14 protein-coding genes and 1 pseudogene are annotated in these 13,867 nt (G+C 53.5%); 12 read left to right on the top strand and 3 right to left on the bottom strand.

What is annotated here, in order from left to right; genetic code table 11:
- Positions 1-80 precede the first annotated feature (80 nt).
- The 6 genes from N4Q37_RS13405 to N4Q37_RS13380 all read left to right on the top strand — a co-directional run bounded on the left by N4Q37_RS13405 (position 81) and on the right by N4Q37_RS13380 (position 8,878).
- On the top strand, positions 81-2,381 hold the full coding sequence (locus N4Q37_RS13405) for an AAA family ATPase (RefSeq protein ID WP_260958484.1): 2,301 nt from the start codon (positions 81-83) through the stop codon (positions 2,379-2,381).
- A complete protein-coding gene (locus N4Q37_RS13400) occupies positions 2,378-4,249 on the top strand; it encodes a UvrD-helicase domain-containing protein (RefSeq protein ID WP_260958483.1) in 1,872 nt (623 codons plus the stop codon). The genes N4Q37_RS13405 and N4Q37_RS13400 overlap by 4 nt, the downstream gene beginning before the upstream one ends.
- A 435-nt stretch (positions 4,250-4,684) precedes the next feature.
- Complete coding sequence (locus N4Q37_RS13395; RefSeq protein ID WP_260958482.1) at positions 4,685-4,861, top strand: DUF3606 domain-containing protein; 177 nt, start codon at positions 4,685-4,687, stop codon at positions 4,859-4,861.
- 487 nt (positions 4,862-5,348) lie between these two features.
- Positions 5,349-7,397, top strand: a complete 2,049-nt coding sequence (locus N4Q37_RS13390; RefSeq protein ID WP_260958481.1) for a hypothetical protein — start codon at positions 5,349-5,351, stop codon at positions 7,395-7,397.
- 20 nt (positions 7,398-7,417) lie between these two features.
- A complete protein-coding gene (locus tag N4Q37_RS13385; RefSeq protein WP_260958480.1) occupies positions 7,418-8,092 on the top strand; it encodes a vWA domain-containing protein in 675 nt (224 codons plus the stop codon).
- 3 nt (positions 8,093-8,095) lie between these two features.
- The gene (locus tag N4Q37_RS13380) at positions 8,096-8,878 is read left to right on the top strand and encodes a PP2C family serine/threonine-protein phosphatase (RefSeq protein WP_260958479.1); all 783 of its coding nucleotides are present in this window, start codon (positions 8,096-8,098) and stop codon (positions 8,876-8,878) included.
- Positions 8,879-9,086: 208 nt separating this feature from the next.
- Here N4Q37_RS13380 and N4Q37_RS13375 read toward each other — a convergent pair whose 3' ends face one another.
- The gene (locus N4Q37_RS13375) at positions 9,087-9,395 is read right to left on the bottom strand and encodes a helix-turn-helix domain-containing protein (protein WP_260958478.1); all 309 of its coding nucleotides are present in this window, start codon (positions 9,393-9,395) and stop codon (positions 9,087-9,089) included.
- Between the two features lie 122 nt (positions 9,396-9,517).
- Here N4Q37_RS13375 and N4Q37_RS13370 point away from each other — a divergent pair, with 122 nt between their 5' ends.
- The 3 genes from N4Q37_RS13370 (at position 9,518) to N4Q37_RS13360 (ending at position 10,897) form a co-directional block, all read left to right on the top strand.
- Positions 9,518-10,036 carry a hypothetical protein gene (locus N4Q37_RS13370; RefSeq protein ID WP_260958477.1) on the top strand — a complete coding sequence of 173 codons (519 nt, stop codon included), beginning with the start codon at positions 9,518-9,520 and terminating at the stop codon, positions 10,034-10,036.
- Between the two features lie 39 nt (positions 10,037-10,075).
- Positions 10,076-10,267, top strand: a complete 192-nt coding sequence (locus tag N4Q37_RS13365; RefSeq protein WP_260958476.1) for an MbcA/ParS/Xre antitoxin family protein — start codon at positions 10,076-10,078, stop codon at positions 10,265-10,267.
- A 153-nt stretch (positions 10,268-10,420) separates the two neighbouring features.
- Positions 10,421-10,897, top strand: a complete 477-nt coding sequence (locus N4Q37_RS13360; RefSeq protein ID WP_260958475.1) for a hypothetical protein — start codon at positions 10,421-10,423, stop codon at positions 10,895-10,897.
- A 111-nt stretch (positions 10,898-11,008) separates the two neighbouring features.
- On the opposite strand, the gene N4Q37_RS13355 is transcribed toward N4Q37_RS13360, so the two are convergent.
- Entirely contained in the window at positions 11,009-11,494 is a 486-nt protein-coding gene (locus N4Q37_RS13355) for an antitoxin Xre/MbcA/ParS toxin-binding domain-containing protein (protein WP_260958474.1), read from the bottom strand.
- Between the two features lie 209 nt (positions 11,495-11,703).
- Between N4Q37_RS13355 and N4Q37_RS13350 the strand changes: the two genes are divergently transcribed.
- Both N4Q37_RS13350 and N4Q37_RS13345 read left to right on the top strand, forming a co-directional pair.
- Positions 11,704-12,021, top strand: coding sequence for a DUF7693 family protein (locus tag N4Q37_RS13350; RefSeq protein WP_260958473.1), 318 nt, complete (start codon positions 11,704-11,706; stop codon positions 12,019-12,021).
- Between the two features lie 43 nt (positions 12,022-12,064).
- Positions 12,065-12,267: pseudogene (locus tag N4Q37_RS13345) on the top strand (hypothetical protein).
- A gap of 138 nt (positions 12,268-12,405) precedes the next feature.
- On the opposite strand, the gene N4Q37_RS13340 reads toward N4Q37_RS13345, so the two are convergent.
- Positions 12,406-12,702, bottom strand: coding sequence for a hypothetical protein (locus tag N4Q37_RS13340; protein WP_260958471.1), 297 nt, complete (start codon positions 12,700-12,702; stop codon positions 12,406-12,408).
- A 234-nt stretch (positions 12,703-12,936) separates the two neighbouring features.
- Here N4Q37_RS13340 and N4Q37_RS27870 point away from each other — a divergent pair, with 234 nt between their 5' ends.
- The gene (locus N4Q37_RS27870) at positions 12,937-13,122 is read left to right on the top strand and encodes a DUF6388 family protein (RefSeq protein WP_390897926.1); all 186 of its coding nucleotides are present in this window, start codon (positions 12,937-12,939) and stop codon (positions 13,120-13,122) included.
- The last annotated feature ends 745 nt before the right edge of the window (positions 13,123-13,867 follow it).

The following is a 13,867-nucleotide window of genomic DNA, read 5'->3' as shown; positions in this document are numbered from 1 at the left end:
AGACCAGATCACCCTCAGCTAGAGTTCCAACACCAATCAGCTCGGCATCCCGCCGCTGGGCAGCCTTCAGGGAAGAGCCTATGCATATCCAACATCTGGAGATCGCGAACTTTCGCAAACTCCTGTCTGTTCGAATCGATCTAGCCTCCAACACTACTTTGCTCGTCGGAGCGAACAACAGCGGAAAATCTTCCGCAATGCTGGCCCTGCGGAAGTTTCTGCTCTCAAAAGCATCGGCGTTCCGGTTACAGGATCTAACCCTGTCTCACCTCGCCACCATCGATGCTATTGGTGTGGCTTGGGAGGCTGCTGATGATAACTTTTCGATCCCTGTCGCCAATGACTGGGCAGACTGGTTGCCCACTCTGGACATTTGGATAGAAGCCTTTCAGGGTGAGCTTCATTACGTTCGAGACCTCATTCCAAATTTTGCCTGGAAAGGTGGCCATGTTGGGATGCGCTTTCGCCTTGAACCGTTGGATATGACCAAGCTGTTCAGCGATTACCGTAAAGAGCGTGATCGAGTTAAGCTGCTGCAAGAAGAAATTGAGAAGCAGACTGAAGCGGGAAAAACACCGCCCTCACTCCCCCTTTGGCCACAGAGCCTGCATGATTACCTCAATCGGCGCCTGGGGACGACGTTCAAGGTTAGGTGGTATCGCCTCGATCCAACCCAGTTGCAAGCTCCGGATCCCTCCTCTCGACACGCCAATCGGCAGCCACTTGCGGCAACTGCAACACCGCTAGAGCACAACCCCCTGACCAACCTTATACGTGTTCATGAAATCAACGCGCAGCGTGGGTTCGGTGACAGTGCCGACGAAAGTGGATCGGAGGGCACGCATGGCTCTGGGATGAAGCTCACGGAGCAGCTGCGTCACTATTACAACCGACACCTAGACCCAGGGGACAGTCCTGATCTCACTGATCTGGAGGCTATCAGGGCGATTCAAGCGGCTCAGTCAGCGTTTGATACACGCCTGAGTTCGAGCTTTGCACCGGCACTTCGTGAGGTGGCAGGTCTCGGGTACCCCAACAACTCCGACCCGGCCATAAAGGTAGAAACTCGCCTCGCTCCAACGGATGGCATGAATCACGAGGCAGCTGTGCTGTTCGAGCTCGACTCCGTCGCTGGGGTGCCAGGAGCACCTCCTATGCGCCTACCTGAGACGTCCAATGGCTTGGGCTATCAAAATCTGATCTCCATGATTTTCCAACTGATGGCATTCCGTGACGAATGGCTGAAGAAGTACAGAAGCACAGAGGAGCAGAGTGTTACCGGCGTCGAGCCTATTCACCTCGTTCTCATCGAGGAGCCGGAAGCTCACTTGCATGTGCAGGTTCAGCAGGCGTTCATAAAGCACGCGTACCACATACTGGGTAACGACCCTCTGCTGGAGAACTACCCCAGACTCAAAACACAGCTGGTGGTTAGTTCTCACTCCAGCCATGTCGCCCATGAGATGGAATACGAGAACCTGAGGTATTTCCGCAGGCTCCCATCGGGCATGGCTGGTGTGCCAATCCCCGTATCAACCGTCTCGAATCTGAGCACGGTGTTCGGCAAAGCCAATCAAACGAAGGAATTCGTGACCCGTTACCTCCGGGCCCAGCATGCTGACCTTTTCTTTGCAGATGCGGTGATACTGGTCGAAGGCGCCGCGGAACGCATGATGTTGCCCCATTTCCTGAGAAAGCACTTCCCCTTCCTTGATCGGTGCTACATCACGATCTTGGACATCGGGGGCAGCCACGCACATCGTCTTCGCCCGCTTGTTGATGCTCTAGGGATCGTCACGTTAGTGATTACCGACCTGGATGCTGGGGTTCGGAAGGCCGCCAAGCCTGTTGAGCGGAACGCCGAACAGTTCACCAACAACCCCACTGTTCGCCATTGGATGATGGCAATGAAGCTTGGTCACGACGTGGACACATTGCTTGATTTGCACTTTGATCAGAAAGCTCAGCAGATCGATGACTTGTTCTCGATCAGAATCGCCTACCAAACCCCCATCACCATACGTCTCCCCAAAACGGACGCTGAGGTGGAGGCGCTGCCTAACACGTTTGAAGACAGTTTGGTTCTGAGCAACGCTGATCATTTTTCAAAGAAGCTGGGGCGAGGTTTGACACGCGCTTTTGGTGAGGCGCTCCGCCAAGCCGAAACGTCACTGGAACTTGGTACCGAGCTGTTCGACAAGCTCAGAGGTGGGGACAAAGCAGAGTTCGCCCTGCAGGTTCTGGGAGATCCCGGCTTTACTCAGTTGACGGTTCCTGCCTACATTCGTGAAGGCCTCGAATGGCTTGAGACGAAGCTGGAGAGAAAAAGCAAAGAGCTCCTGATCATCCCATCCGCCATCGTCGAGGTAACCCCCAAATGAGTACCTTGGCGCAAGTCACCACAGAAGAACTGCCTGATGCCGATCAAGTCATCCAGGAGTGTCTGAACCTTGATCGTCCGCGCAGTTTTTTCCTGTATGCCGGCGCAGGGTCGGGTAAGACTCACTCCTTAGTGGAGGCTGTGAAAGCCCTGAAAAACAGGGAGAGGCAACGACTCACGTTTGAAGGGCGCCAGATCGCGATCATCACCTACACCAACGCTGCTTGCGAGGAAATTGCTCGTCGGCTCGAACATGATCCCCTGGTGGTTGTTTCGACGATCCATGCCTTCTCCTGGAGGATGATCAAGGGCTTTAACGAGGACATTCGGGAATGGTTACGCTTCAAGCTCACTGAGGACATTAAGGATTTAGATGACAAGCTCGGTAGGGCCAGGGGTGTTAACAAGACTTTTTTGGCAAACCAGGCCAGCCGGGATAGCAAAGCCCGTCGCCTGAGTGAGCTGAATGACGTCTTGACCTTCACGTACAGCCCCACGGGAGACAATCGCGGTAGGCAGGCGTTAAACCACAGCGAGGTCATCCAGATGGCCGCTGAGTTCATTCCTAAAGCACCATTGCTGGATGTCATGGCGGATCTCCATCCTGTGCTTCTGATCGATGAAAGCCAGGACACCAACGGGCCACTCATGGATGCTTTTCTTCGAGCTCAAGCACTTATTCCGGATCGCTTCTGCCTGGGGTTGCTCGGCGATACGATGCAGCGCATTTACGCCGACGGAAAGGAGCGCCTGGGCGAAGCGATTCCTGATGACTGGGCCAAGCCAGAGAAGCATATAAACCGCCGCTGTCCGACTCGCGTCATCGACCTGATCAACGTGATCCGCGCGAGTGCTGACACCCACCAACAAAAGCCGAAGCCGCACGCCATCGAGGGCACTGTACGGATGTTCTGCACTCAGCAAGCACCTGGTCAAGATTTCAGCTTGGAGGTCGAGATCGCTAAGCGCATGGCCGAAGTCACCGGCGACAACCAGTGGGCAGCTGGAAACGATGGGAGAAAGACCCTGATTCTGGAGCACAAGATGGCCGGGCGCCGCATGGGCTTTGAGGGTGTATTTGCGCCGTTGTATGCCGTCGAACATCTCCGTACAGGCCTGTTGGATGGGACGCTACCGATCCTGAAGCTGTTTTTTGAACAGGTCACCCCGATACTCGAAGCAGCGAAGGCGAGTGATTTCGCGCTAATGGAAACGGTAAGGCTGAGATCCCCGCTCCTTGATCCTAAGTACATGAAAGATGTGCCTGACCAGCTGGCGCTGCTGGAGAGCGTTGGAAGCGCTACTCAGTCACTGTGCGATTTGTTCAAGGATAACGACCCATCCATCGAGGATGTGGCTCAAGTTCTTTTCCGCACCAGCCTGCTCGATTTACCCAATCTTTTGATAGAAGCCCTGCTCGAGGGAGCTACTGCTGACGCACCTCCCGACACGACTGATCGCGAAGCACTGGAAACGCATGCTTACCGATTATTGCTAGGACGCCCCTTCTCGGAAATGGCTGCGTTTGCTGGCTATGCCGATGGACTCTCACCGTTCGACACTCACCAGGGTGTGAAAGGGCTAGAGTTTCCGCGGGTCATGGTCATACTCAATGACGAGGAAGCAGGTGGATTCCTTTTCAGTTACGACAAACTGCTGGGTGTTAAACCAGCCTCTGAAAACGACGTCAGGAATGAGCGCGAGGGCAAAGATAACTCGCTGTCGCGAACCCGTCGGCTCCTTTATGTCACGTGCAGCCGTGCCGAAGAAAGTCTCGCGATTGTGGTCTACACCGCTCAGCCTCAGATTGCCAAAACCCAAGTGGTTGAAGCCGGATGGCTAGCGCCCGACGAGATCGTGATTCTCTGACGACATGGCCGCGCCCTTCAGGTGTAATTTGACGCCTGAAGGAGCAGCGCTTTCAGTGAAGCGTGTCAGAGCCACGCCCTAGAATCCGCTGCTTAAATTAAAACACTGCTCTGAACAACCCCCCATCTCCTAGCGCAGGATGACTTCGCTCAATCGGGTAGCACAAGCTCACCTGTGAGGAAGCGATGGCTTTGGCACCTCGATCCACGGGCGTCAGCTTATCGGAAGCTCAGCTCCAAGATGCCCTGCGTGGGCGGAGAGGTGCAACGCGCGGGCTCTGCAATCAATCATCTCGCTTGACAGCCTAATCGCAACTCGGCCTAGCGATTTGCAACAAAAATGTCACCAAACTCGCACGAAATCCTACTTGAAATCGAGTGCAGTGCCCATATCAAAGGAGTGGCGCTTCGCCACCAACGATTAAGGAAAGTCACCATGCCAGACAACAAACACATCACCCACCCTGCCGACGCCAAGCGTATCGACGTCAACGACCCTAACGAGGTCAGAAACTGGTGCGCCTCGCTTAACTGCACCGAAACGCAGCTCAAGAACGCTGTTGCGGCGGTCGGTACCTGGGCGCATCACGTGCGTGATTATCTGAACAAGTGACAGATAATCGGCGAGCCTGCTACAGGCTCGCCACCACTAGCCCAACCACCCGCAACGCGCTTCGGAGACACGACTGAGCGCTCAGCTGAAGTACCTTTTACATGCGTTTTCCACTTTACTTTCAACGACCAACTTCAGAACAGGATTTGGCACTACCGAAACATGCGACTCCAAAACGTCCTGATTGATGAGATGGTCGATGCATATGACGTCCCCTTCCGCATGAAAATTTACTTTTCGACTGGTGTCGAATACTCCACTTCGCGTAAAGCTGCGCCAAATATATTTGAAGCCTTGAGTATTGGTGCTCTGTTTTGCAGGGATCGGTAGGTTCAGAGCTGATCGGCTGGAAACGACCGCTGGGCCGGTTGGGAGCGTTTGGATGGAAAGAGTGTGAGCTGCATCACAAAACTCCAGACGCATTCGTTGCGCGATGCCACTTGGCTATCACCGAGTTCTTCCGCTCGCCAGTTTCGTTGTAAGCTTCATGCCAGAAAACTCAGGACGGCTGCGCCACACTTTCAGCGTTATGACGGAACGAAAAATCCAAAAGGTGTTGATTGATGCTGGGGTGCTGCTAGCCCATCCAGACATCATTTCGAGAATCCGCGACAAGCAAAATGTGCCAGTGCTGCTCGTCGAAGCGATAGCGGTTTTGATTGATTGCCGCGGTCAGCCAACTGCGCAGGGATATAACGCAGAACGAGTGCTCCAGCAGATCGAGGATGGGCACGCCATAACGGAAAAGGACTTCCCTACCGGCGACTCCATTCTGCCAGGCGACCTGCTCGCTGCGTTCAAGTTCGACGGGGCTCCGGCGTTTCTCCTCAAGCGGCTCCAGTTCAGAGCCCAGACCGCCCACACACGCCTGCTTGAGGTTGCTAGTCAGTACGGGATGACTATCGTTACCTGTGATGATCAGTTGATGAGCCAGGCTAAAGCCAACAGCATTTCCTGCCATAAGTGGCCACCTCAAAACCAGCCCCAAGGCTCTTCTGAGAAGAAAGCGCCGACGCCAGATCCTGCGCCTCTGACGCCGTTTGCGATGCACCGAGCGCCCACAAGCGCTGCGAATGAGCGACTCGCCGTCAAAGCACTACCTGCAACAGGCGACGTGGTCATGACATCTGCAGGAAAACCAGTGAGGCTGACTAAAAAGATCAGCCAAGGGGGTGAAGGCGTTATCTATGAAACGGATATGCCCTCCTTCGTCTGCAAGATCTATCACGCCGAACAGCTGACTACGCTGAGGCGTAAAAAAATCAAGCTGATGGTGACTCGAAAGATCGACCATGCCGGCATCTGTTGGCCCACTGAGGTCTTGTTCAATCAGTACTCGGAATTCGTCGGCTATCTCATGCCTTGCGCGCAAGGCAAGACAATGTTCTCGGCAATATTTATCAAGCCCGCCTTTCTCAAGGTCTTCCCAACATGGGGGCGCATCGACCTGCTCAATGTGTGCCTGGCATTCCTTGAGCAGGTTCGGTTTCTTCATGGTTTGAACATCCTACTAGGTGATATCAACGCCCAAAATCTCTTGGTCACCCAAGACAGCACCAAATTATGGATGGTCGACACCGACAGCTTCCAGATCGAAGGCTTTCCGTGTCCCGTGGGTACCGAAAATTTCACGGCTCCGGAGATTCAAGGCATCGACTACAGAACGTTTATGCGCAGCAAAGAGCATGAGCTGTTCGCCATCGCGACGATGCTGTTCATGATCTTGTTTCCTGGAAAACCTCCCTATTCGCAGCAAAATGGTGGGTCGCCGTCAGCCAATATCAAGGCTAAGAATTTTCCTTACCGGGACTTCGATGACCAGGAGAATTTCTCTGGAGAGAATGCTCCCGAGGGCGCATGGGAGACCATTTGGAACCACCTGAAAAAGGATGTTCGCATCGCTTTCCAGCGCACATTTCGCGACGGTGATCGAATTTCAGTGGAGGACTGGATCGATCTGCTCAGGCGCTACCGCTACTCCGTGGCGAAGAACTACTATGGGAACGAAGTCTTCCCTACTACCTTTTTTTTCATCAGAGACCCCGTAGTCGTCCCTTGCGGCAAGTGCAATAAGACGATTACTGCTTCAAAAAAACACGTCGAGAAGAAGGCCAAGATTGGTCACAAGCCCTGGTGCCAGGACTGCCACAGAAAACACAGACTTACTCGCATGGCCCAGGAGAGTTACAAAGAGGGGCAGCAAGCCGAACGAAAAAACCAAGGACGCCCGGCTCCCATACTTCCAATCGCCCGCCCATCAATGATGCCGCGCCCAGTCCCTGTGCAACCGATAGTTAGGCCGCAGCCAACGCCTCAAGTTCAGCCCATACAGACCCGCAGCGTCCAAACACCGCCGCCGCGGCCACGATCACCGACTCAACAAGGTAGCCCTCCCCCGGCACCTCGACCGCATGCCACGGTTCAATCCCGTAGCGAGACAGGCTCTGCCCCTCGGTCGCAACCGTACACCCGTAAGCGAACGTCCAAGGTTGCTGAGTTCTTCAGCAGGCTGTGGCGCGCAATCTTTTCTAGCTAGTTTTCGACAGGAGATCGCTCATGAACAATGAATACATTCTCAGCCAGGAAGATTTGGTGGATAACCCAACTGCCAGGGTGCCAATTTGCCTGGTTCTCGATGTCAGCGGCTCGATGGCGGGAGATCCGATTCGAGAGCTTCAAGCTGGCGTGCAAATGTTTTACGACGCGATTCGTGACGATGAGGTAGCCCAGTATGCTGCTGAGATCAGCATCGTCACCTTCAGCAGCGAAGCCAAAAGAACGGTCGACTTCATGGCCATCGAGCGGCAGGACGTGCCCGTACTGATCGCCGAAGGAACGACCGCCATGGGCCAGGGCGTGAACCTTGCCCTGGATCTGCTCGAAGTACGAAAAGGTGACTATCAGCGGGCTGGTGTCGATTACTACCAGCCTTGGATGGTCGTCATGACAGATGGCGAGCCTACCGATGACATTAGCCGCGCCAGCGAGCGAATCCGTGCCCTGTGCGAAAGCAAAAAGCTGACAGTGTTCCCGATTGCGATCGGTGCCGCTGCCAATCTGGAAACCTTGGGCAGGCTGTCACCTGGCCGCCCTCCTTTGCGACTGAAAGGCCTCAACTTCAAAGAGTTTTTCCTCTGGCTCAGCCGCAGCGTTTCACGCGTATCGCAATCCATACCTGGTGATACCGTCGTCTTGGACAAAGCAGGTATCGACGCCTGGGGCCAGGTGTAGGACATGAGTGACGCGGATCGCAGCTATTTCTATCGGGCATCTTGCGGACAGATCACTGGACGCTCGCACCTGCAAAGCAATACGCCGTGCCAAGACTACGCTGCGGCCCGCACTCAGCATGAATTTGCTTGTATCGCCCTTGCAGATGGTGCTGGCTCACGAACCCACTCCGCTCATGGCGCACGTGCAGTGGTCAGGGCAGTAACGCGCGCTTTGCTCGAGCGCTTCGAAGAGATTTGGGCGCTGTCTGAGTTGAACTCGACTAAGGCGTCCGAGGTGTTACTGGAGCACTGCCGGACGGCACTGGAACGCGAGGCAATCAAACTGCGTTGTGAGGCTTCTGAATTGGCCAGTACCATGCTTTTCGTTGCCCACTCAAAAGGTCGGTACCTTGCCGGCCATGTGGGTGATGGGTGCATCATTCATCAACAAGATGATGGCCAAGTGTTGGTGCTATCTCACCCAGACAATGGTGAGTATGCCAATACAACGTTTTTCATGACGGACTCCACAGTCCATAGCCGTTTTCGGTTATACCGGGGTGAATGTGGCCAAGGTTCAGGCTTCGTGATCATGAGTGACGGCACCGCAGAGAGCCTGTACCAACGAGCTCAAAAATCCCCTGCGACCTCGGCGCTGCGGAAAATTATCGGCTGGTGCGGCACTGCAACGCCGAAAGCGATGAGGGATATCCTGGCTTGGAATTTGAAGCAATCGTTTGCTACCAAAACGACAGATGACTGCTCGATGGGCGTTTTGGCCTTGACGTCCGAAAGCATTAACTAACCCCATTTGGGGAGCGAATAGGAACGTTGAAATTTCGCCAGCCTGTAGGATGAAGACTCATCTAACGCAGCTCTTTGGGGGGCTGCGCATCACATGACAAAGTATCTTCTCAAACTGGCTCGGTTGCTCCCTCAGCGGTCAGCACTGCCAGCGACAGAGTTTTGTTTGGTGTAGGACTCCCCCCCTTGACGATGCTTTCGCTTAGGCATCAACCACAGAAAGCAAGAAGCTTGGCCAAATTGACCACTTGTTTTCGATCAGCTTTTGTCAGGCAATGAAAGTGTTGGAGCAGATGGGCGGTCTCATCGTCCTCACAATAAAAATACGCCGCCGGCAAATTCAGGACAGCTGCAATTTGCTGCATGGTGCTAACTCCAGGCTCGTGCACGCCCTTCTCATACTGATTCATCCGCGCTGATGCCGAGGCAGGTTCGATGCCTGCTTCTATCCCCAGGCGCTCTTGTGAATAGCCTGCTGCCTTTCGCGCTTCTTTCAGGCGCTTGCTGATCGTGGTCATTTTTCTTAGCCGAAAGACTAAGAGATTCTTAAATTCTCTTTGACGAAGTGCTAAGACTTACTTAGGATTTTGAAAAAATATCTTTTTGCCATCACTCAAAACACGAGGACTGGGGAATCTGTATGAAGGAAATGCAAATCGTAGACGGCCGGCTCGACGAGAAATCGCGAGGCTTTGGCGGCGACATGGTCAGCTATCACTACTGGAAGATTGATGGCAAGAAGCACGAAAAACTCGAAATCCCAGACGTTCTCGATGCTCATGTAAAAGCGGGCAACCGAATCCGAGCGACTTACCAGCCAGGCAAAGACAATGTCAATCGGATCTGGGCCATTCAGCTCGACAATGAACCCGTCCGCTCAGTTGTCACCATCCCCTTCATCGCAGTGTCCTTGGGAAGGCTCAGCATCCTGCCTCTGGCGGTCGCCATTTTTACTATTTTCGTTGCCTACGGCTTTTGGCAAAACAGCACACACCATGGGGGATTTCATGGCTCGACTTACCAGTTGGGTTGGCTCGCGCTCAATATGTTCGTCAGCTATCGCTACATGATTAAGCCAATATTGATCATCAAACGGGGCATCAAAGCGTTTCGTGAATATTGCGCGAAGCCCCCAGCATCGACCTCGACCGCCAGCTAATACCGAGCGGACGTGGACGAATCTCCCGAGAGCCAGAAAATGAATTACGTTGAGCTGATCCACCGCGAAGCCGAGCGAATCTTTGGCAACAAAGCAAAAGCTGACATGTGGCTAAACCAATCGAAAGCAGCCCTCGGTGGAAGCACACCGCTTCAAGTGGCTCACTCCGAGGAGGGATACGAACTCGTAAAGGCTGAGCTTGAAAAACTCAGTCACGGATTCACCTGCTAATGCGCCCCCTCCTCCAAAACCCCGGACTCAACATGATTGTTTTTGATCTCAACATAAAGGATGCGGAAGCCCTTCTCCGGCACGTCGAAGAATTCAAGCCGAGCTCGGGCGATCCCGCGCGAGGACGCTCGACTGCAAGAAGCGTTACTCGAATTGAAAGAAGCTTTGGTGTCGCATCTGGAAGATGCCAGCACTCCAGCCGCTCCTAAACCAGAACGACGGTTTTGGGTCGAAACGGGAGTTCAAGCACATCATCATCCTGGCGTGTGTATGAAGATCACGACCCCTCTCGAAGGGCAGCTTTGGCAATTGGCTGTGGCCACGCTCGGCGCGCAAGGTTTGGAGCAGTTGGTGGCTGAACTGCTAAAAAGTCATGTGAGAGCTCGCACGGTGAACATGTATGGATTTCTACGCCTCGAATGGCTCGGCCAGGAGGCATTAGAAGCCCTGCGCAAGGGCCAGCGCCGGGCAGGAGCAAAGCTAGCGTTTTTTGAGGATGACCCGAGTAAAGTCGCGATACTCCACTGTCATTCCGGTCACTTACTTCGAGGCATCGTCCAAACTTTGCCGCCGGAGGTACTGCCAGAAGATTTGCTTGAATGGCGTATGCAACTCGATCTTGGGTTGTGATTTCATCCCGTATCGCCTTGTGCCTGAAGCCTCAAACTCCTTCGATGTTTATCCGATTGTGGCGTCATTTGCGGATCAGGATGAACCCTCAGCGGCGTCACCTAGCGCTCCTCAAGCGTGCGTTCCATTCTCCAATCGACCTATCAGATCAATAACAGCCTGGGCTTCGACACGAGTACCCAACATGTCCAGCGGTGCTCTTGAATCAAGCCCGAATGCGGGCGATTTCATCCATTCCCTAGCGGCGCGAAGATCACCTTCGAACAGCTCATGAGCAGCGTTCAAAACGCTAATAAGCGTGCACAACCGATCACCCTCAGCCACACTCAACCGCCCTGCCATCGACCTCCTCGTCAGCGTTGCAGACGACATGAATAAGTAATGGCGAAGCTCGCTCTTTGAGATGTCCAAGATGACTGCCAGCTGCTTATAAAAAACGAAAGACAGACCTCGGTGAACCATCTCGTGAAGCACAGCACCGCGCGATGGCAATGCCATCAATGCCCAAATATCGACCTGAACAGACTCGATGGGAATGTACTCTTTGATTGAAAAATCGATATACCACCACCTCAGATGTTTGCAATAGCCAACCATGGCGGATGCTAGCAAACCTCATTGCCAAGGTGACGCTTTCTCCGTGACCAAAGGAACTATCCCCTCTCCTTTGAAAATTCTCAGACTTTCTCGCGCTGCTACGCTTAAAAACCACCAGCGCCCTGAGCGCTTCGGCGAGGATCATTGAACTGGCCTGATGATTTTGGACACCTCAAAACGAGTATCGGCAATAAAAGCGATGGAAAAATTTGAACACAAAACCTGCTCTCACCGCCCGCGAGGTCTACCAAGTACTGAAGGACGTCGCGCTCGGCACCCGCACCATGCATCGGGCCTCTCAGCAGACTTGGAATGAGATTTACAACGGCCTCATGAGTGTTGAGATCGACGGCTGGCTGCTAACGCTTTTCAATGACGGCGGCACCTTGGATTACTGCGAGGATTGCAGAGCGCATGGTGGTCGCGTCGAGACTGTTGAAGGCTGGCAACGCAATGGCACGGATCCAGTCGAGCTATTAAGTGGCTGGGAACGAGAGCATCTTGAGCGTCTACTGAGCGCGCTCTGATTCTGTGCGAACCCTCAATAGCCGAGCGACAAGATCCCATCAAATTCTCCTACTGCACCCTTCCCTGCATTATAAGATCAACGAAACCAGGTCGGCCTTGAGGCTGCGATCATGGAACTGACGCTCTGGGGCGAGCTGCGAGGATCGGGTGAGGTTGGAGGTAACGTGCGTGGTGTGCTGGATATGATCGGAACAAATGAAGAGTTCATCAACATGACGCTTTCTGTATTGATGGCACCGGAGTGATCCAGCCCATACGGCGAAGAATCCTGTTGAGTAGCTGGATTCTCATAGTAGACGGCGGCTAAATGCACTTTGATTCGCTGTGACAATTAAAAGCGAATACGCGCCGGGGGCATCCACCTCGCTCAGACAAAAAACAATTCACGGCACCAGTAGCGCCTCGTGAATCTCAATGGATGGAATAACTTCTTCCTTGCGCTTGCTGGCAAGCCAAATCCTTGTTTTGCTCACATCGAAAATCTGCCCCTGTTCCATCAGCGTCAACACGAGCGCATCTGAAACCCGATAGCGACCACAGACCGGACAATCTCTCTCCTCCCACGGGCCATGACACTGAATGCGTTCTGCGATACCTGCACAAATAAGACAGCTCATGGGATCCCCCTTGTTTTTTTTACAGTTTGTACCTAATCCGTCGTTTTTCCAGCCGTTTTCCATCTGAAAACTCACCACGCGTCCAAACTACCAGACGCCCCTAGTTATAGGTTGAAAGAGACCCTGCCCGCTCCATTGGAGCTTACCTCGGCCCTGCCCCTGCAGACTAAGAATGAGAGGTTTTTTGAGGACTTCAGAATCATCGAAGCGGATGAGGAAACGCCATGGATAAAACTTGATGGAACGCTGGCGTGTCTATTATCGAGGTTATGAAGTCCGAATGAACAGCAGGAGCTAATTGAGCAAGCGTACGAGGACGAAGTCGAAAGACTAGGTGTGGGCACCTGGGAGCTGACGCTTCGACCGATTGCAACCTCCGAAGATCAGGCGCATCAACTTGTCCTTGATGCGCACAGGGAGATAGCCGAAATGGTCAATATATCATGGGCTGATTACTGCCGGTTGCACAACCTACCTGGATAGCTGCGATGATCCGGCGCACCCGCCCTGACGTTGCTAATCTTTCAGTTCGCTCTGAGGAAATATCGCCATGTCGCCCCTCCCCAGCTACCGGACATTCTTGAAACACCCCACGAAAATCAGCTCGCGCTGGCCGACGCCGTTGAGTCGATAACGATGTGGATAGATCAGAGGGGGATCCACTGATGGTTCCAGTAGCACTCTTGGAGCCATAGCCGCACGTCGAATCCGTCCGAATGGGAATTGAGTCACAGAGAAAAAACATCCGATGAAACCGACTAACCCAATGATAGTTGTCGCTGGCGAGATTTTCAGATCTCGAAGAGCACGAGTTTTTTTGTCTAGGCTCCTAGTTGACCTGAACCACCTCACGAAGGGATTCCAGTGATGCAGATCAGAATTGAAGAAGCGAGCACACCCGAAAGCTGGCTTGTCTGGATAGACGCATGGTGGTCAGCTTTCGTAGCCATGTAGAGGCCAAAGCCTTCGTGAACCAACTGGAAGACTATAAACGCGCCCCCCTTGCCTATCAGCATCAATCGACCGGTGCTGGAGCGGTCTTAAGGTGCTTTCTTCGTCGCACCAAAAAACATCATCGTCTTGTAACCTGCTGACAGCAATACTCAGGCTATTCAACGCCTGCTGTTTTTTCTGCTGCCTCTTTAGGCGGCTTAATGAGATGGTCACCCCCACACCCTGCGAGGGCTACGCTTTCGCAGGGTGTTTTGTTTTCGGAGGCCATCATCAT

Origin of the sequence: Pseudomonas citri, assembly GCF_025336485.1 — a bacterium.
Lineage (GTDB): Bacteria > Pseudomonadota > Gammaproteobacteria > Pseudomonadales > Pseudomonadaceae > Aquipseudomonas > Aquipseudomonas citri.
The sequence above is the reverse complement of the archived record's forward strand: the minus strand, read 5'-3'. Positions and strand labels throughout refer to the sequence as shown.